Origin of the sequence: Pseudomonas sp. GL93, from assembly GCF_003408955.1 — a bacterium.
Lineage (GTDB): Bacteria > Pseudomonadota > Gammaproteobacteria > Pseudomonadales > Pseudomonadaceae > Aquipseudomonas > Aquipseudomonas paracarnis.
Genome location: NZ_NKRF01000044.1, coordinates 50,474 through 70,655 on the forward strand (window position 1 = coordinate 50,474; position 20,182 = coordinate 70,655).

Consider the following 20,182-nt stretch of genomic DNA (forward strand, 5'->3'; position numbering starts at 1 on the left):
TCAACGCCCAGTTGCAACGAGAATTTGAAATGGATGTTCGCCAATTTGCCTTCCTGGTTCGCCAGCCATCTGCTGCCCTGAAAAGCCGTGACGCGTTCCTCGGCCTGCCCAAACGTGGCCTGGCGCTGATCCTGGCCAACGCGCTGTTCTGGCAACCGCTGCTGGCCCAGGCCGAAGGCATCGTGGTTAGCGCGCCCGGCACCACCGTGGGCGTGGCGGGCAATGGCGTGCCGGTGGTGAACATCGCCACCCCCAATGGCAGTGGCTTGTCCCACAACCAGTTCAAGGACTACAACGTCGGCACCAACGGCGTAATCCTCAACAACGCCACCGACCGTACCCAATCGACGCAACTGGGCGGCATTATCCTCGGCAACCCGAACCTGCAAGGCCGCGCCGCCAATATCATCCTCAACGAAGTCAACGGCGGCAGCCCGAGCCAGTTGCGCGGCTACACCGAAGTGGCGGGCCAGTCGGCCAAGGTCATCGTCGCCAACCCCTACGGCATCACCTGCAGTGGCTGCGGTTTCATCAACACCCCCAACGTCACCCTGACCACCGGCAAACCCATCCTCGATAACGGCCGCCTGGACCGTTACCAGGTCGATGGCGGCGCCGTAACTATCGACGGCCAGGGCTTGAACGCCAGCAACGTCGACCGCTTCGAAATCATCACCCGCTCGGCCAAGATCAATGCGCAGATCAATGCGCGCAAGTTGAGCGTGGTTGCTGGGCGCAATGATGTGAATGCGCAGACCTTGAGTGCCACCGCACGGGCCGACGACGGTAGCGCCAAGCCGGGGCTGGCGATTGACTCGACGGCGTTGGGTGGGATGTATGCCGGGGCGATCAAGCTGGTGGGGACTGAAGCCGGTGTGGGCGTTAAGCTCGACGGTGCACTCATGGCTAGCGGCGGTGACATTCAGCTAGATGCCAATGGGCGCCTGAGTTTGGCCAATGCCAAAGCCAGCGAAGCGGTGGTGATCAAGGCCGGTCAGTTGGATGCTGTCGGGGCGGTGTATGCCGGCACGCGAATCGATGTGCAAACCACGGGTGGCCTGAGCAACCAGAAAAGCCTCGCCGCACGGGACAGCATCACTCTGACCAGCAATGGGCAGGTGATCAACAGCGGCATCATCGAAGCCGGTGTCAACGCTGATGAAAGCCGCAATGCCAATGGCGATGTCAGCCTGCACGCGGCGAACCTGAGCAATAGCGGCAGCGTGGTTGCCAGCCGAACCCTTACCGCTACAGCCAGCCAGACCCTCAATAACCAAGGCGGCACGTTGAGCGGCACCACCACCTTGATCAATGCCAATCAACTCGACAACCGTGGCGGCCGCGCGCTTGGCAAAGAGTCGCTGAAGGTAACGGCCACCGGCCTGGATAACCGCACCAACGGTCTGCTGCACAGTGAAAACAGCACCGACGTTACGGTAACCGCTGCACTGGATAACCAGAGCGGTCGCGTAATCGGCCTCAAGAACCTGACGCTCAACGCCGGCCAACTGACTAACGATAACGGCCTGGTCGCCAGCCAGGCGCAGGCCCGTGTAACCGCCGGGCAATTGAGCAACCAGGCGGGTGAAATCTCTGCCGATCAGACCACCGTGATCGGCACGACCCTGGATAACCGTTCAGGCAAATTGCTGGGCAGCAACCTCAACGTGACCGCCAGCGGTGCCATCGATAATCGCCTGGGGATTTTCTCTGCCACCAGCCTTACGGTACAGGCGGCCAGCCTGGATAACCGCGATAAAGGTTCCGTTGCCAGCCAGGGCGTGATGAACCTGACCGTCGCCGGGCTGCTGGACAATCGCAATGAAGGCAACCTCGTCAGCCAGGGGGCTCAACAAATAGCCGCAGGGCAGTTGAACAACAGCCAGGGCGGCCTGGCGTCCAGCAAAACCACCCTGGCGTTGCACGGCGACAGCCTGATCAACCAGGGTGGCCTGGTCATTGCCGACGACGCGCTGACTCTCACCGGCGGCGATCTGGATAACAGCCAAGCGGGCGTGATCAGTACCAAGGCCGTAGCGCACGTGCAACTGAATCAGTTGAACAACAGCAACGGCGGCAAGTTGGGCAGCGATGGTGCGCTGACCCTCAACGCCAACCAGCTCGAAAACAGCGCCGGTCGCATCAGCGCCAAGGGCGACTTGCAGGCAACGGTCGGTGTGCTCAATCAACAAGCGGGCGAACTCGTCAGCGACGGTGCGCTGAACCTGACCGGCACGTCCCTGGATAACCGCAACGGCGGCCTTATCGCTGCCACCAACGGCGTGGACCTGCGCAGCCAGACCATTCTTAACCAGCAAGGCGAGATATCCAGCCAGGCAAAGGTGCTGGTGGTCGCCGATCAACTGAACAACACCACCGGCAAGGTCATCGGCGACAGCGGCCTGACGCTCACGGTCCAACGCTTGCTTAACCAAAACAAAGGCCTGCTGGCGGGGCGTGAGAGCCTTGTGTTGAACGGCGCCCAACTGGACAACAGCCAGGGTGGCCGTGTCACCAGCCAAAAAGACCTGAACATCAGCCTGACCGGCGACCTGCTCAACCAAGGGCAGGGCACGCTACTCAGCGAGGGCGTGTTAACCGTCAAGGCCGGTACGCTGAACAACAGCCAGGGCGGCATTTTGTCCGCAGCCAATGCGCTGTCGATCACCACTCAGGGCCAGTTGAACAACCAGGCAGGCAAACTACTCGCTGATGGCACAGCCACGCTGGTCAGCACTGCGCTGAACAACAGCCAGGGCGGTGTGATCAGCGCCAAGCAGCAGGTTGATGTGCGCAGTGCCGGCCTGAATAACAGCCAGCGCGGCAGTATCAGCAGTGACGCTGGTATTACCCTCAACGCAGGGCAACTGGACAACAGCCAGCAAGGGTCGATCTTCGCCAAGTCAACGGTCAAGGCAACCCTGAGTGGGCTGGACCAGCATGACCGTGGTGAGCTGGTCAGCAACACCAACATCGAACTGGACTTGAACCATGGGCAACTGATCAACCGCGACCACGGCCTGATCGCGACACCGGGCCAACTGCTGCTGAACAACCTGGGCACCGTCGACAACAGTCAGGGCGGTGAGATTTCCAGCACCCAGTCATTCCTGTTGGCCGCCGATGCGCTGAACAACCGCGGCGGCAAACTCATCAGTGGCGACAGCCTTCAGGTACGCGTCGCCAAGGCGCTGGATAACAGCCTCGAAGGGGTGTTGTCGGCGAAGAACTTGCTACAGGTGCAGGCTGACAGTCTGGACAACCAAGCCGCTGGTGCACTCGCCAGCCAGGGCGCGTTGGACCTGAAGGTCACCGGCGTTCTGGACAACCATAACCAAGGGCTGATTTACGCTGCCACTACGCTTACTACAACCTCGGGCTCATTGAACAACAGCGACAAGGGCCGGCTTTCTGCCGGTACGCTTCAGACCCTGAGCACGGGCACGCTGAACAACGGGCAGGGCGGGCAACTGGTCAGCGACGGCAGCCTGACGCTGACCGCAGCCGATCTGGATAACCGCAGTGGCGTAATCGGCAGCCAGCAAACCTTGAACCTGACCGTCGCTGACCTCGACAACGGTGCGGGCCTGATCAACAGTCAAAGCGATCTCACTTTGGTGGGGCAGCGTGTGGACTCAAGCCTGGACGGTGAAATCTCGGCCAAGGGCGACTTGAAACTCACCGTCCAACAGCTGATTCAGCGCCAGGGCCGCTTGATCGGCGAACGCGCTGTAACCCTTGACCTGCAAGGCGGCAATCTCGATAACAGCGCAGGCTTGATCAGCGCCAAAGGCCCGCTGACTTTCGCGCGCCTGGCCAACCTGACCAACCGTGAACAAGGCGAAATCTCCAGCCAGACGGCGTTCACCGTCGCCGCCAAGCGCATCGATAACGGTGATCGTGGGGTCATCCTCAGTGCCGATCAATTGCGTCTTGAAGCGGATACAGTGGTCAACGCCGACAAGGGTTTGATCTCTGGCTGGAATGGCCTGACGGTCGTGGGCGGCAGCCTGGACAACAGCGCCGAAGGCACGTTGTCGAGCAAGAGCGGCACCTTGCAAACCCTGCTCACTGGCGCACTGGATAACCACGCAGCGGGCGCCCTGGTCAGCCAGGGCACGCAAACCCTCAGCGCGGCCAGCTTGAACAATGACCAAGGGATCATCTCGGGCCAGGCCGATGTCAGCCTCGACATTGCCGGCCGCCTGGACAACGGCAACAACGGTTTGATTTCTGCTGGTCAACACCTGGACTTCAACAACGCCCAGAGTGAAATCCTCAACCGTGGCGGCCAGGTCAGCGCGGCCAACATCTCTCTGGTCGGCCAAAGCCTGGACAACAGTGGTGGGCAACTGATCAGCCAGAGCACCCTGGACGGCACCCTCAGTGGTGCGCTGATCAACGCCAACAACGCCCGCCTGGCCAGTGGCGCAGCACTGTTGCTGAACGCTGCCAGCCTGGACAACCGTGGCGGCCAACTGGTCAGCCAGGATCGACTCGACCTGACCCTTGCCAACGGCGACCTGGACAACAGCGCCAAAGGCACGCTCGCCAGCCAGAAAGACCTGCTGATCAAGGTGTTGGCCGGTGACATCCACAACCAGCAAGACGGCTTGATTTACAGCCAAAAGGGCAAGCTGGATCTTGCCGCTCAAGCGCTCAACAACCAAAAGGGCACGCTGCAAAGCCAGACCGAAAACCGCATACGCCTCACCAGCACCTTGAATAACCAGGGAGGTCGGGTCGACAGTCTCAGTGGCAACCTGGACCTGGAAACGGCCAGCGTGGCCAACACCGCAGGCGGCATCCTCAACAGCAGCACCGGCTGGATCAAACTGGTCACCGGCCTGTTCGATAACGGCAGCGGCATCACCCAGGCGCAGTCGCTGGATATCCAGGCCAAGGGCGGGTTGCTCAACCAACTTGGGCATCTGTCGGCGCTGGGCGGTGAAAACCGCATCGTCACCAGCACCTTGAATAACCAGGGAGGCGGTGTGTATGCCGACACCTTGCTCAAGGTCACGGCCGAGGACTTCGACAACCAAGGCACGGCGGTCGGCGACGGCGGCAAGGTCGGCGCGCGCACAATTGATTTCGGCCTGACGGGGGCCCTGAGCAACAGCTATGGCCTGATTGAAAGCGACGGCACCCTGAGCCTCGTCGCACAGGCCATCAACAACGCCAGCGGCAACCTGCGCGCCATGGGCGGTGTGGGCACCACGGCTATCCACACCATCGGTTTATTCGATAACCGCTTAGGTGTGCTGGAAAGCGCCAACGAAACCCTAAACTTGCAAGCTGGCAGCCTGGATAACAACGGCGGGCGCATCGTGCATACCGGCACTGGCACGTTTGACCTGACGTCCGACCAGGTCACCCGCGCTGGCGGCAGCTTCGTCACCAACGGCCAACTGGACATCAAGGCGGCAAGCTGGACCAACAGCAGCGTGATCCAGGCCGGGCGCCTGAACCTCGACATCGGCCAGTTCACCCAGACCGCCAGCGGCCAATTGCTCGGCGCACAAAGCCTCACCGGCACCGGCGACACCTGGACCAACGACGGCCTGCTGGCCAGTGACGGCACCCTCAAGCTGACCCTGACCGGCACCTATAGCGGCGATGGCCGAATCAGCAGCCTGGGCGACATGAGCCTATCCGCCGCCAACATGGACCTGGGCGAAAGCGCTCGTATTACCGGTGGCGCAGCCACCCAGGTCACCAGCAACAACGTCCTGAACAACCGTGGCCGCCTGACGTCGCTGGGTGACCTGACTGTCGATGCTGCAACACTGAACAACTACGGCACCCTGGGCGGCTCCGAGAATGTTCGCCTTAACGCCACGCATCTGCTCAACGAAAAAGGCCTGCTGTTCAGCGGCAAGGACATGACCCTGCGGGTCAACGACTTCAGCAACCGCTTTGGTGATGTCTACAGCCTGGGCGGCCTCGACATCGCCCGCGACGATGTCAACGGGCGCAGTGAACTGATCGAAAACGTCTCCGGTACCCTGGAAAGCGACGGCAACATGCGCTTGCTGGCCGATACCCTGAGTAACCGTCGTGACCAGTTCACGACCGAAAAGCAGCTGACATCGGGCCAGCTCTCGGTTTACTGGAATGACCTTTGCGATGGCAAAGGTTGTGAACTGGTCTTTGGCGGCTTCGAGAAATATGAAGATGTCATCAAGGGCACTAGCCCCTCTGCCTACATCAACACGGGTGGCGACCTGACGGTGGGCAGTAAGACCGTCGATAACCTCTACAGCTCTATATCGGCGGCAAAAAACATCCTGATCAACACCGATGTGCTGAACAACACCGGTGCTGCCGGGGGGGAGCAACGCACTGTCGGTTATCACTACTACACGGGCAACCGCTCGGCTTACTTGTTGCTGATGAGCGAAATCGGGCTGTTCAACCGTAGCAACGATCCCAACTCAAGTGACTACAAGCCGGGTCAGTACACGTATGACCAGTTCATTCAGAAGACGAGGTTTTCGGACACCTTCTTCACCTCCGATATCGACTACACCGTGCCCACCTCGGGCAGCGTGATCGCCCAAGCGGTGATCCAGGCGGCCGGCTCGGTCACCGTTAACGCAACCAAAGAAATCAACAACAGCGTCATCCGCCCGAACGCTACCAACATCGACACCCCGGCGGCCAACCGCAACACCAACTCGGATGTATTTGCCTCCACGGTCAAGCCGGCGATCACCGCGCAGCTACCGCCAGACCTGGCCCAACGCCAAGTCAACCCGGTGACCTTACCCGGCTTCAGTTTGCCGACCAGCCAGAATGGCCTGTTCCGCCTCAGCGGCCAGGCCGCGAAGGCCGGCGCAGCGGGTAAAGCGAATACCGCCACCGGTGACTTCAGCGTAGGCGGGCGTGTCATCACCGCCGCCGACCGCGAGAAAACCCTCGACTACAGCGCCGTGCAAGAGCGCGGTTTCAGCCTCGACGGCCAGCCCGTCAGCGGCGCAATCAATGGCCAAGGCCCACTGGCTTTGGACAGCCGCGCACCCTCGATCACCCACGTGCAAGGGATGCCGGACATTACCCCGGTAGACAACAGCCACAAATACCTGATCGAAACCAACCCGGCGCTCACCGACCTCAAGCAGTTCATGAGCTCCGACTACCTGCTCGGCAAACTCGGCTACAACCCCGATGCCAGCTGGAAGCGCCTGGGCGACGGCCTGTACGAGCAACGCCTGATCCGCGAAGCCGTGATGGCCCGCACCGGCCAACGCTACATCGACGGCCTCGCCAGCGATGACGCGCTGTTCCGCTACCTGATGGACAACGCCATCGCCTACAAGGACTCGGTCAACCTGCAACTGGGCGTGTCGCTGACTGCCGAGCAAGTGGCGGCGCTGACCCACGACATCGTGTGGATGGAAGAAACCGAGGTCAACGGCGAAAAAGTCCTGACCCCTGTGCTCTACCTGGCCCAGGCCAACAACCGCCTAGCCCCCAACGGCGCGCTGATCCAGGGCCAGGACGTGAGCCTGATCACCGGCGGCGACCTGCACAACAGCGGCACCCTGCGCGCCACCAACAACCTGAGCATGGTGGCCGGCAACATCGACAACAGCGGCCCGATGCAAGCCGGCAACCGCCTGGAAATGCTCGCCACCGACTCGATCCGCAACCCCCGCGGCGGCATCGTCAATGGCCGCGACATCAGCGCCACCGCCGTGACCGGCGACATCCTCAACGAACGCACCGTCACCACCTTCAAACAGGAAGGCCAGGGCTATCAACTGCGCAACGACGTGGCCAGCGAAGCCTCACGCTTCGAAGCCACCGACACGCTCAAGCTGAACGCCGGCCGCGATGTGCTCAACCTCGGCAGCAACCTGAAAGCCGGCGGCAACGCCAGCGTGACCGCAGGACGTGACGTGCTGATCGCCAGCCAGACCGAACAGGACGACTACGCCTACCAACGCCGCCGCATCAGCGGCACCGAGCAAACCATCCTGCAACACACCTCCGCTGTGGACGTGGGCGGCAACCTCGCCATCGACGCCCGTCGCGACATCGCCGTGGTCGCCAGCACCGTCAGCGCCGCCAAAGACCTCAGCGTCAAAGCCGGCGAAAACCTGACCCTGTCGTCGGCTGCCAACGAACAGCACGATTACTCCAAAGGCAAAAAAGGCGGCACCAAAACCACCACCCAACTGGACGACGTCACCCAACAAATCGCCGAACTCAAAGCCGGCGGCGACCTGATCGCCATCGCTGGCACTGACCTGACTTTGGTTGCCAGCAAAATCAGCGCGGGCAATGAAGCCTATGTGCATGCGGATAACGAACTGCAAATGCTGGCGGCGCAAGACAGCCACTACTCGCTGTACGACATGAGCAAGAAGGGCAGTTGGGGCAGCAAGAAGACCCAGCGTGATGAAGTGACCGATGTGAAGAATGTCGGGAGTGAGGTCAAGACGGGTGGAGACCTGACGCTGGAGAGTGCTGGGGATCAGAAGTATCAGGCGGCGAAGCTCTACAGTGGTGGGGATATTGCGATTGTCAGTGGCGGTGCGGTTACGTTTGAGGCGGTGAAGGATCTGCATCAGGAGAGTCACGAGAAGAGTAATAACAATGCCTTCTGGGTGTCCTCCAAAGGCAAAGGCAACACCGACGAAACACTGCGCCAGACCCAGATGGTTGCCGAGGGCAATATCGCGATCAAGGCGGTGGAAGGCCTGAAGATCGACGTCAATCAGGTCAATCAACAGACCGTCAGCCAATCGATTGAGGCGATGGTCAAGGCCGATCCGCAACTGGCCTGGATCAAGGATGCAGAGGCTCGCGGGGATGTGGACTGGAGGCAGGTCAAGGAGATTCACGACAGCTTCAAGTACAGCAACTCGGGGTTGGGGCCTGCGTCGCAGATTATTATTGCGATTGTGATGGCGGCGGTGGTTGGGCCGTTGGCTGCGGGTGCGGCTGCAAGCGCAGGGGCGGGCGTTGGGGTGGCCGCTGGAGCTGGGGCAGTGGCAGCGGGAGCGGCGACTAACGCTACGGTCAGTGTGGTTAACAATCGTGGCAATTTGGGCACAGTGCTCAAGGATGTAACTTCTTCGGATGCGATGAAGGGGTATGTGATTGCTGGTGTTACTGCAGGCCTGACCGCCGCTTATTTTGATGGGTGGACTGGAACTCATACGGATACTGTCACCGGGAAAGTTATCGGGCCGAAGTTATATACCGTGAGCGGCGTAGGGCAATTTGCAGCGAATCAAACGTTGCAAAGTGGCACCTCCATGTTGCTAAGCAAAGCCCTTGGGCAGGGAGGGAGCGCGAGTGATGCGCTGAAGACCGCACTGTTCAACACCTTGGCCGCCGCCAGCTTCAATGCTGTGGGTGATTACACCAAGGGTGTATTTGCCGATGGTTCTGTGCCGAAGGTTGCTATTCATGCCATGGTCGGTGGGCTATTGGCCGAAGCGACAGGAGGTGATTTCAAAACGGGTGCGTTAGCAGCTGGGGCTAACGAAGCCTTGGTTGCAGACCTTAGCCAATTGGTTAAGGGCGACGAACGCTTACTGACTATGAGCTCTCAAATTGTCGGCGTAATGGCTGCGGCAGCGCAAAAAGATGTCGATGCGAGCAAATTGGAGAAAGGGAAATGGATTGCACAGAACTCGACGCAGTACAACTTTTTAGGAGACCACTCCGCGCCTGAGCGGGATAAGGCGCGCGAAGCATTTGAGAAGGATCGAAGTATTGGGGCGGCAAAAAAACTTGTAGCGCTTGAAGGAGCGGATCAGCGCAGCGATAACCTATTGGCGGCTTACAAGAAGGATCCTGGATCTTTATCCAAAGCTGACATATCTGAGTTAACCGCCTACCTGCAGGTCTACACCTACGAGCAAATTGCGTCAAAGGGAGAGACGCAGGCGCGCGCTGACTTGACGAGCTTGCTTAAAAATGGGCCGGCAGCCACATCTGAGTTTTCTTATGCCGGTACCACAGACGCAAAAAATGCCTACGCTGATGCTGCGAGAGCTGAGCTTGGCTGGGCAGAGCAATTAACTTGGAGTAGAGATAAGAGCACTAACGAGCTGACTTACAAGGATGCCAAGGGGGTTCTGCGCGAAAATAACGAGCAGCAAGGCCTTGCGAATATCGGAAATCCTGCTATTTATGGACTTTCGGGGCCGTTAGGCGCTAGTGTTCGAATCGCAGCAGCAGCTAATGGTGTGTTTCAAGCAGGTCACGGTGCGAACCAGGCTATCAATGGTGATGGTTGGAACGCAGCGGGTAATTTGCTGTTTGGGGCGCTTGGGGTTGCGGGATTAGGGATTCCTGGGGCGAAACCCAGTACTGTGGTTGGTGCAAAAGGAGGAGCAGCGCTATCAAATGATGTTCTAGTCGAAGCGCGTATTGGGAATGGTACGAAGGGTCAAGGTAGCGGAAATAAAGTAGACCAACTTCCGAACAAACAAGTTGTTGGGGCTGATGGAAAACCAATACCTGTGTACTCAGAGCTAGAGAAACCCAATGGTCCTTACGCCATCCAAGAGTTCCCATCGACTCCGGTTGCGCATGGTTTTCCCGATATTGTTGATAACTATGCAAACAGCGCGACTAAATTTCCTCTCAACAACGGCTCGTCGCTTTACCAAGCATCAGGTAGCTACAATGGTGTGTCGGGTAGGTTTGAATGGATTGTAGATCCGAAGTTGGGCGGTGTAACACACAGAATGTTTGTACCAAATGGAACTGTTAACGGTATACCGGTGAAACCATGATTCAAGAAGTCTTTGAACGAATTGCCAAGCATGGCTTGACTGACTGGGCCGTTTTGCTTCAGGGCGTCTGTGGTATTCCTAGCCTTTTGGAGCGATTGCCAACGTCTTGTGTAGAAAATTTTGCAAACGCCGAACTTGAAAAGGTGACAGGGAATAATCCCTTGCTCGACGTGATTGTTAGCTTGGCTAACGATAGTGATCTGCCTGTATCTGAGCTATGCCCGCAGTTGCAAAAAATGAGCGAGTTTCAAAATGCGGATATGCAACGAGCCAGGAGAATATGGCGAGCGGTTGCATTGGAAGAACTGCTAACAAACCTAGACTCGGACCCGCTCTATGGGTTGATAAAATTGTCTGAGTTTTGGTCAAGTTGGGAGTGGCCGGCTGATGCTCCACTGTCGATGATTCCTGGTGGGGTGACTTTGCCGCAGCATCAATACCACTCTGCATCGAACTATGATCACGTTGTTCATGAGCATGAGCAATGGTTGAAAGATGAGCTGGCTGCTTTGAACTGTAGAAAAGCTTCAACTTGATCTGACAATCTCGACACCGGCCTCGCGCCGCCTTCTTGCACCCTATTTGCATCCTTTCTGCAGTTAAGTTGCACCCCTTTTATTAAAAAAGGGGACAGCAAAAAAGGGGACAGATTTATTTTTTGCTTAATGTCTAGTCCTGAAATAGGTTTACACCTATTTCACCCTAGCGTGCGGCGCACCTCGTCGTCGCTCTGTCACTCGAAGAGGTCGCACGGCCTCCGCTTCGGCGAGCACCAGGCAGAGTAGACGCTACGGCCTGAAGGCTGCTCAGGGGAACGCAAGCGTGCTGGGGGTACCCGTGGAAAAAGGGGACAGATTTATTTTTTTTCCATTTGCTAGGCTATGAAAAATAAATCTGTCCCCTTTTTTACTGGGGAACTCATGCGCCAGGTGAGAAGTACTGGCGGTGATGTTTTTAGATATAATCCCGCTACGGGCGACTTGACGAAGTTTTGATAATATATGAAGCCATATATACAGATTGCGATTAGAACAAGGGCTGAAACGATTGGTTGGGGCGTTGGTGAAAAATTTATTGACTCTCTAAGCCTGGGTGGAGACTTACTTGTCCCAGAACAAGTGTCGCAGAATGTAGATAAGTTCATAGAGCCTTTCATGGGAAAGGCTGCGAGTGAGGGTGTCTGGGCATCAAAGGCATGTATACGAGTCAATGGAGCTTTGTCAGATTTCTACCAAGACTTCGCTTGGCGGAGAAAAAAGACAATTAAATGCTCTGGGAGTGTTGTTCATACGGCGCGGAACGCCAGGGGGCAGCTGGTTCCAGGTGCCGTCAGCTTCCGTTCGGCATGTAGCGAGAAGGTTGATTGGTATTCGCTCTTCAAAGCATGGTGCGGAGTCTTTCCTCCTCAGCTTGGGATGCTTCATCTCTTTAGTGAGCCTGAGCTCGGTTCTCATGAGAAAAATAGCAGTTTTCAGATTGGGTCATTCAACTCGGCGTTGAAACCAGACGTTCCAAACATTGGCTGGGCAATGTTCTACGGAGATGAGTTTGCCGAGAGTGTGGATGCTGACCGGATCGCGGCGTCAGGCTTTCCCGTTGAAAAGTTAAGTAATGGGTATCTGGTGAAAGTTACAAAGAACCTTCAGGATGTGGCGAGTGATTTTTCGTTATTTTCAAAGCGTCGCGCTGAGCTTAAGAGCTTATTTCGGGAAGATTTCTTCTTAATCAAGAGTGAGACTTCGATTTGAATACCCCCTACACCGGCCTCGCGCCGGGGAAAAAGGGGACGGATTTATTTTTTTTCCATTTGCTAGGCTATGAAAAATAAATCTGTCCCCTTTTTTGGTCTTTATTTCGACTAATGGCATCGCCGACTTTAAAGGAGCTGCACCCAAAGGCTCTGTCTATGTTGAGTTTGATGTTCCAGCTAACAGCTTGCTGCAAGGCGGGAAAGATGGTTGGTTTAAAATGATTGGCCCTGATGCAGGTAAGTCTCAGCAGTTCTTGCTTAATAAGAAGGGCGGCGAGCATCTCCCAGCGATCAAGAACATTGAAATTCTAGATAAGAACTGAGAGGTCTCATGGGTAGCTCCTGGTTTGATGAAAACGTAAAACCACTTTTGACGGGGTTTTCTCTAGAGTACTCATCATTTGCTGATGGAGATTTTGGTGACCTTGAAAGGATAGAGCTGGAAGGTTTTAACAAGTTAGGAACTGTCGAGTTTTGGTCTAAAGGTTGGGTGGGTATGGATATATATGACTTAGCTCTTGAAGATCAGGTTATGAATATGTTGCTCTCTCCAGAAGAGGGGGAATCTGTTTTTCAGGCATTTGATAGGTTTATAAAAATATTGACGCAGGATAGGTGATGGGAAAAAGGGGGCAGATTTATTTTTTTCCATTTGCTAGGCTATGAAAAATAAATCTGTCCCCTTTTTTCTTGATCGAATGAGTAAAGGGCTCGCACCGCAGCGATATAATGCGGATAAAGGTGGAGTTGAGTCTATGGAGTTGAGTCACGAACCCATTCCTGCTCGGGATGGAGGGAAAGACTTTGTTCCTCGTTGGCCGCAAGATCACGCCGCTGTCGATCCTTACCGAAAGCCAGGATATTGATAAATGACGGAAACACTGTCTTCAATTTTTCAGCGGACTCGAGGGGCTCCTATTGAAGTTGCTGAGGGGCTTGCGCACCCGATTTTTCAAAAAAAGATTAGGGCAGGCCGAAGCAGATTCTTGGCTCGAAGGTTGAAATCATCTAAACAGCTGGTGTCTGGACTGCGTTTAAAAGTGGTAAAGGGCGAGCTAGAAGTAAATAACCAGCGTCACTCTGAAATAATTTTATGGTCTGATACTAGCCCGGAGTCAGTTTTTTTACGGTGGTGTCCAAAAAAGCTTGCGAACTAAAGGTCTGGAATGTATGGCGTGTGAACGATATCGTGCAGGCTTGGGTTGGGAACGCAGGAATTGTAATAAGTGAGGAGGGTTGCATAACAAAATTCGAGTGTAGTGGCGGTACTGAGGTAGTCGACTTTTCTACTTTGGTTTTCCAGATCGAGTCGATTGATTAATATTCACTACTCGGTACAAAAGCAACTGGTGGCGCTGCCGGAAAGGTAGATGATCTAGCTACTAGTGGTTTAAATTCAGCGTCAAATCTTCCAGGCGGAGCAGGTCTTCAAAAAAGGGGACAGATTTATTTTTTGCTTAGTGTCTAGTCCTGAAATAGGTTTACACCTTTTTCACCCTAGCGTGCGGCGCACCTCGTCGTCGGTCTGTCACTCGAAGAGGTCGCACGGCCTCCGCTTCGGCGAGCACCAGGCAGAGTAGACGCTACGGCCTGAAGGCTGCTCAGGGGAACGCAAGCGTGCTTGGGGTACCCGTGCGAGGGGAGCTGGCGTCGCCGACGACTCAGTTGGTCTGAGGGCGCTTTGAGCCTGGCCATTTAAATCAGGCCCGCGCAGATAGTTTCGGCTGCGGGACCTGAAGCCGGTTGAATCGCAGGCAATAAAAAAACCCAAGGAACTGCTTCCTTGGGGTTTTTCGGTATTTTGGTGCCCAGAGACGGAATCGAACCGCCGACACGGGGATTTTCAATCCCCTGCTCTACCGACTGAGCTATCTGGGCAACGGGGCGCATTAAACGGGTTTTTCAGGGGGTCGTCAAGCAAGTTTTCAAAAAATATTTAATTATTACCGTCGCTTACGTGCCAACCCCGATTTTTGATCAATTATTGAGCAGGCGGCACGTAGCCTCCGGCCTTGGCGTAATCTTCGCCGGAAAAGAACTTGTCCATTTCACCCTGCAGGTATTTGCGGTCTTCGGCGTTCATCATGTTCAGGCGTTTTTCGTTGATGAGCAGGGTCTGGTGTTTTTGCCAGTCGGCCCAGGCCTGGGCGGAGACGTTATCGTAGATGTCCTGGCCTTTGGCACCCGGAAAAGGGGCACGTTCCAGGGCTGGCAGTTCTTCTTTGTACTTGCGGCACATGATGGTGCGGGTCATGACGAAACTCCTGCGTTCAATACGTCGGCCGCGCGCTTCAGCAGTTTTTTCACCGGGGCAGCAAGGCCCAGGCGCGGCGGGGTGGCGAGGTTATACCAGAGCCAGTCGGCCTCGGCCACGTGATGGGCGGTTTCCTCGACCTGGACCAGCCAGGGTTCGATGGCCAGCTGGAAGTGGCTGAAGGTGTGGACCAGCCCTGGCAGTTCCTGATGCTTGCCCAGCGCCAGCGCGTGCTGGTTGGCGAGGTGATCCAGGTCTTGCAGGTCGTCCAGCTCCGGCAAGCTCCACAAGCCGCCCCACAAGCCCGTAGACGGGCGACGGTAAAGCAGGATCGCGCCCTCGGCGTTGGCCAGCATCGGCATCAGCGTGCGCTTTTGCGGGATGGTCTTGCGCGGCTTGGGGATCGGGTAGCGTGTTTCCAGGCCGAGCATGTGGGCTTCGCAGCCTTTTTCCAGCGGGCACAGCAGGCAACTGGGTTTGCTGCGGGTGCACAGGGTGGCGCCCATGTCCATCATGGCCTGGGTGTAGGCGTTGACGCGCTCAAAGGGCGTGAAGCGCTCTGCGGTGGCCCACAACTGCTTGGCCACCTTGGGTTCGCCCGGGTAGCCCTCTTGGGCGGTAAAGCGCGCCAGCACGCGTTTGACGTTGCCGTCGAGGATCGGCGCGCGCAGGCCCATGCTCAGGCTGGCAATCGCGCCAGCGGTGGACAGGCCGATGCCCGGCAGCTCGGTGAGCTTTTCCACGTCGCGGGGGAATTCGCCGCCGTGTTCGGCCACCACGATCTTGGCGGTCTTCTGCAGGTTGCGCGCCCGGGTGTAGTAGCCCAGGCCCGTCCACAGGTGCAGCACTTCATCTTCCGGCGCGGCGGCCAAGGCTTCGACGGTTGGCAGGGAGGCCATGAAGCGGTCGAAGTAGTTGAGCACGGTGCTGACCTGGGTCTGTTGCAGCATGATCTCCGACACCCACACCCGGTAAGGGGTGATGCCCTGTTGCCAGGGCAGGTCGTGGCGGCCATGGCGGTCGTACCAGTCCAGTACCGCTTGTGAAAACTGCTCGTTTCTCATCGGTTGAACAGGCCTTTCAATGCGTCTTTGAGCTTGGGGTTAACCTTGTCGAGCTTTTCTTCCAGCTTCTCGTTGAAGCGATTGCCGGCCGCCTTGAGGGCGACCTGGCCCAGGCCGTCCTTGTCCAGGCGGCAGGCCTTGGCGCCCAGCTCAAGCGGGCCACGGCAGCGCAGCGGTACCTCAATGCCCTGGAAGTTGGCGCCGACCTGGCAGGCCGGGTCCGGCACCTCGCGCTTGTCGCCTTCGACGATGATGCCCACGCGATAGTCCATGCCCAGCACACGTAAATCCACATCACCGTTGCCGTTGAGCGTCAGGCCAGGGATGCGCACTTTCAGGTCGGGGTTACTGGCCACGCCGTTACGGAACGTGAGGTTGCCGCGCAGTTCCTGGAACGGTGTGTCCTTGCCGCCTGGTGTGGTGCTCAGGGTCTTGCGGTTGAGCAGGGCGATGCCGGTACACAGTTGCTGTTCGATGTTGGCATTGAGCAACACGCCGTTGTTGATCAAGAGGCTGGCGGTACCGTTGAGGCTGTCGATCAGGGCCTTCTGGCTGTTGCCGCGGCCGGTGAGGTTACTGTCGAGGGTGAGCTGGCCTTTGACCGGCGGGTTTTTCCCTTGGGCCTGCAGGATGCGCTCAACGGGCACCTGCTTGATGTGGCTTTGCAGGGCCAGCACTGGCGTGTCCTGGCGCACGTCGAGTGTGCCGTTGGCCTGGAACGTGCCGTTGTAGAGACCGCCGCTAAGGGTGTCGAGCTTGAGTTGCCCGTCAATGCCGGAGGCTTTAAGCACCGCGTTCTGAATGGGCAGCTGGCTCAGGGTCAACTCGCCAAAGGCCAGGTCTGCATTCACGTCCAGGCTGCGCAGGCGGGTCAGCGGCAGCAGTTTGTCATTGCTCCAGGCACCTTTGGTCGGCGCCTCCGGCAATGGCGTGTTGCCGCCTGCCGCCATGGCGCCGGCTTCGCTGCTCTGTACTTCGGCCTGGCGTGCAGCGGTTGCACCTTTGGCGGCTTCGGATTTGGCCGGCAGGTAATTGTCGGCATTGAAGGTATCGCCCTTGAGCTGCACACGCAGGGACTGCTTGGCGAAATCATCCACGGCGACGCGGCCGGTGAAGGTGCTGCCATCGAGCTTCAGGTTCAAGTCTTCCAGGGCAACGCTCGTGGGCGTGCCCTTGAGGCGGCTCACCAGCTCGACCTTGCTCAGGCTGCCTGGGGCCATGGCAGGCAGTGGGTGCCCGATGCTCTCAAGAAACTTGGCCAGGTCAAACTGGGCAACCGACAGGGCGCCGCTGATCTGTGGGGTTTTGTCCAGGTCATTGGCCTTCAGTTCGCCCAAGGCGCGCAGTTGGTTGGCCGCCAGTTTCAGGTTGCTCCATTCGGCGACGTTGGCCGCCAGGTCCACCAGCAGTTGGCCCTGGGTGGAGAAGCTCACCGTCTTGCCTTGCAACGGCTCACCGGTGGCCTCGCCACTAAAGCGCATGTCTTCGAACTGATAACGCTTGAGCGCACGCTGGATGCGCAAGTTGCCGTTCAGCTCAGTCTTGACCCGCATCAGCGGCTGGTTGCTGCCCAGGAACGCCGTGAGTTTCAGCGGGATGCTGGCGCCTTCGTGGATGGCGCCGGCACTCAGCTGGATGCTTTCGGCACTCAGCTGCTTGCCGGTCTGTTCATCGGTGTATTCGACGCGGGCGTTGTTGATGGTCAGGCTGTCGATATCCAGGCGGATCGGCTGCGGTGGCTTTTCCGGCTTGGTTTCAGCCACGGGTTCGACCGGCGCGGGAGCGGGGGTGCCTGTGGTTTCGTCGGGCAGGTTCTTGCCGATGTCTTCCCAGTTGCCATGGCCCTGCTTATCGCGGTTCAGGCGCAGGTTCAGGCCTTCGACACGCACATCGCTCATCTGCACTTCGCGGCGCAGCAGCGGCAGTACGCGTACCGACAGGCCAAGCATCTGCAAGTCGGCAAACGGTTGAGTCGGTGCGGTCAGGGTCGCGACGCTGGCTTCGTGAAGCTCCAGGCCCAGCCAGGGGAACAGGCTCCAGCCGATATCGCCATTGAGCGTCAGCTCGATGTGGGCCTTGTCGCGGGCTATCTGGCGAATTTCTTCTTTGTAGTCGTTGGGATCGAAAAGGTGGGTCAGGGCAAAGCCGAGCGCCACAATGATCAGCAACAGCCCGAGAAGTACCAGACCCAGGATTTTGCCGAACGCTTTCATGGGCGAGTCCTTGTATGTCGATTTCAAAATGTAGCCGCAGAGTATAACGCCCGACGGCCCGCGTCAGTTCACGGATCGTTACATTGTATCCATGGGTGCGGAAATAGGATTTTGACGTCAGAAAAGTACAGATAATCCAAAAAAGGTAGTGGCAGTTTGATTTTTCTGTCATCCACTGGTGCTAATCTCTGCACGTTCGTCCGCCTTCTGCGACTTAACGTCGCGCCTAAAAGGGAGCTTCACTCAACAAAACGGCCACGCTTTGCGTGCAAGGCCGAGGGAGAGAGCGCCTGACGGACGCATACCAATAACTGGGGGAAACACCAATGAGCACTAGCACTGTGGCCGGCACTGCCGCCGCACAGCCTGCGTTCCTGTCCAAGGAACGCATCATCGCCAAGCCGGGCTTCAACCGCTGGCTGGTTCCACCGGCCGCCCTGGCCATCCACCTGTGCATCGGCATGGCCTACGGCTTCTCGGTGTTCTGGCTGCCATTGTCCAAGGCGCTGGGCATCACCGCGCCGGTGGCCTGCGCGCCGGACATGAGCTTTATCGCCCAAGTCTTCTCGTCCCAATGTGACTGGCCCATCTCCATGCTGGGCTGGATCTACACCCTGTTCTTCATCTTCCTGGGCTGCTCCGCAGCGATCTGGGGTGGCTGGCTGGAACACGCCGGGCCACGCAAGGCCGGGGTTGTCTCGGCACTGTGCTGGTGTGGTGGCCTGCTGATCTCGGCCCTGGGTATCTATACCCACCAGATCTGGCTGATGTGGATCGGCTCCGGGGTCATTGGCGGTATTGGCCTGGGCCTGGGCTATATCTCGCCCGTTTCGACCTTGATCAAGTGGTTCCCGGACAAGCGCGGCATGGCAACCGGTATGGCGATCATGGGCTTCGGCGGCGGCGCGATGGTGGGTGCGCCTCTGGCTGCGGCACTGATGGGCCATTTCTCTTCGCCGACCAGCGTAGGTGTATGGCAGAGCTTTGTGGTCATGGCGGCGATTTACTTCGTGTTCATGATCGGTGGTGCATTGCTGTACCGCGTTCCGCCAACCGGCTGGAAGCCTGAGGGCTGGACCGCGCCAGTGAAGAAAGCCAGCAATGCGATGATCACTCACCGTCATGTACATGTGAATGTTGCGTGGAAAACCCCGCAGTTCCGCCTGGTATGGCTGGTGCTGTGCCTGAACGTGTCGGCCGGCATCGGCATCCTGGGCATGGCTTCGCCGCTGCTGCAGGAAGTGTTTGGCGGCAAACTCCTGGGTGTCGATGTGCCATTTGGTCAATTGGATGCGGGCCAGTTGGCCTCCATTGCAGCCATTGCCGCTGGTTTTACCGGCCTGTTGAGCCTGTTCAACATCGGTGGCCGGTTCTTCTGGGCGTCGTTCTCCGACTACCTGGGGCGTAAAAACACCTATTTTGTGTTCTTCGCACTGGGCTTTGCCCTCTATGCGTTGATCCCGAACCTGGGGCACCTGGGTAACGTGGCGCTGTTCGTGGCTGCGTTCTGCATCATCCTGTCGATGTACGGTGGTGGTTTTGCCACGGTTCCGGCCTACCTGGCTGACCTGTTCGGTACCCAGATGGTCGGCGCGATCCACGGTCGCCTGTTGACCGCCTGGGCCGCTGCGGGCGTGTTGGGCCCGGTGCTGGTGAACTACCTGCGTGAATACCAGTTGAGCATCGGCGTTGAACGCGCCGCGGCCTACGACATCACCTTGTACATCCTCGCCGGCCTGCTGGTGCTGGGCTTCATCTGCAACCTGCTGGTGCGCCCGGTGGCCGATAAGTACTTCATGACTGATGCAGAACTTGCCGCCGAACAGGCGCTGGGTCATGACAAAGGTGCCGATGCCACCACCGTGCTGGAGTGGAAAGCCTCCGCCGCCAGCAAGCCGCTGGCGATTGCCGCGTGGCTGGTGGTGGGTATTCCGTTGGCGTGGGGTGTGTGGGTGACTCTGCAGAAGACCGCAGTACTGTTCCACTAAACACCGCATTACCCTTGTGGGAGCGGGCTTGCTCGCGAAGACGGCATAACAGTCAACCTCTTCAGTGACTGACACTCCGCCTTCGCGAGCAAGCCCGCTCCCACAGTTGTATGCACATGTCTATCCCCGACACTCCATCAGTCTTATCCCCTT

Annotated in this window: 9 protein-coding genes and 1 tRNA gene; 6 read left to right on the forward strand and 4 right to left on the reverse strand. The window is 57.9% G+C overall.

The annotated features are described in order from the left end of the window. Window positions 1-29: 29 nt before the first annotated feature. From CER19_RS07460 to CER19_RS07480, 5 genes are all read left to right on the forward strand, one after another. On the forward strand, window positions 30-10,760 hold the full coding sequence (locus CER19_RS07460; RefSeq protein WP_256660400.1) for a filamentous hemagglutinin N-terminal domain-containing protein: 10,731 nt from the start codon (window positions 30-32) through the stop codon (window positions 10,758-10,760). Beyond that, on the forward strand, window positions 10,757-11,296 hold the full coding sequence (locus CER19_RS07465; RefSeq protein ID WP_116665960.1) for a DUF2247 family protein: 540 nt from the start codon (window positions 10,757-10,759) through the stop codon (window positions 11,294-11,296). Before CER19_RS07460 ends, CER19_RS07465 begins: the two co-directional genes overlap by 4 nt. Before the next feature lie 465 nt (window positions 11,297-11,761). Then, window positions 11,762-12,508, forward strand: coding sequence for a hypothetical protein (locus tag CER19_RS07470; RefSeq protein WP_116665961.1), 747 nt, complete (start codon window positions 11,762-11,764; stop codon window positions 12,506-12,508). A gap of 94 nt (window positions 12,509-12,602) precedes the next feature. Beyond that, complete coding sequence (locus CER19_RS07475) at window positions 12,603-12,833, forward strand: hypothetical protein (protein ID WP_116665962.1); 231 nt, start codon at window positions 12,603-12,605, stop codon at window positions 12,831-12,833. An 8-nt stretch (window positions 12,834-12,841) separates the two neighbouring features. Further along, a complete protein-coding gene (locus CER19_RS07480) occupies window positions 12,842-13,129 on the forward strand; it encodes a hypothetical protein (protein ID WP_116665963.1) in 288 nt (95 codons plus the stop codon). A 1,183-nt stretch (window positions 13,130-14,312) separates the two neighbouring features. Here the strand turns inward: CER19_RS07480 and CER19_RS07485 are convergent. The 4 genes from CER19_RS07485 to CER19_RS07500 form a co-directional block, all read right to left on the reverse strand. Then, window positions 14,313-14,388: transfer RNA gene (locus tag CER19_RS07485), tRNA-Phe, on the reverse strand. A 103-nt stretch (window positions 14,389-14,491) separates the two neighbouring features. Then, on the reverse strand, window positions 14,492-14,764 hold the full coding sequence (locus tag CER19_RS07490; RefSeq protein WP_116665964.1) for an oxidative damage protection protein: 273 nt from the start codon (window positions 14,762-14,764) through the stop codon (window positions 14,492-14,494). Further along, window positions 14,761-15,828, reverse strand: coding sequence for an A/G-specific adenine glycosylase (mutY, locus tag CER19_RS07495; protein ID WP_116665965.1), 1,068 nt, complete (start codon window positions 15,826-15,828; stop codon window positions 14,761-14,763). The genes CER19_RS07490 and mutY overlap by 4 nt, the downstream gene beginning before the upstream one ends. After that, the gene (locus CER19_RS07500) at window positions 15,825-18,041 is read right to left on the reverse strand and encodes an AsmA family protein (protein WP_116665966.1); all 2,217 of its coding nucleotides are present in this window, start codon (window positions 18,039-18,041) and stop codon (window positions 15,825-15,827) included. The genes mutY and CER19_RS07500 overlap by 4 nt, the downstream gene beginning before the upstream one ends. Window positions 18,042-18,367: 326 nt before the next feature. On the opposite strand from CER19_RS07500, the gene CER19_RS07505 reads away from it, so the two are divergent. Beyond that, window positions 18,368-20,029, forward strand: coding sequence for an OFA family MFS transporter (locus CER19_RS07505; protein WP_116665967.1), 1,662 nt, complete (start codon window positions 18,368-18,370; stop codon window positions 20,027-20,029). Window positions 20,030-20,182 lie beyond the last annotated feature (153 nt).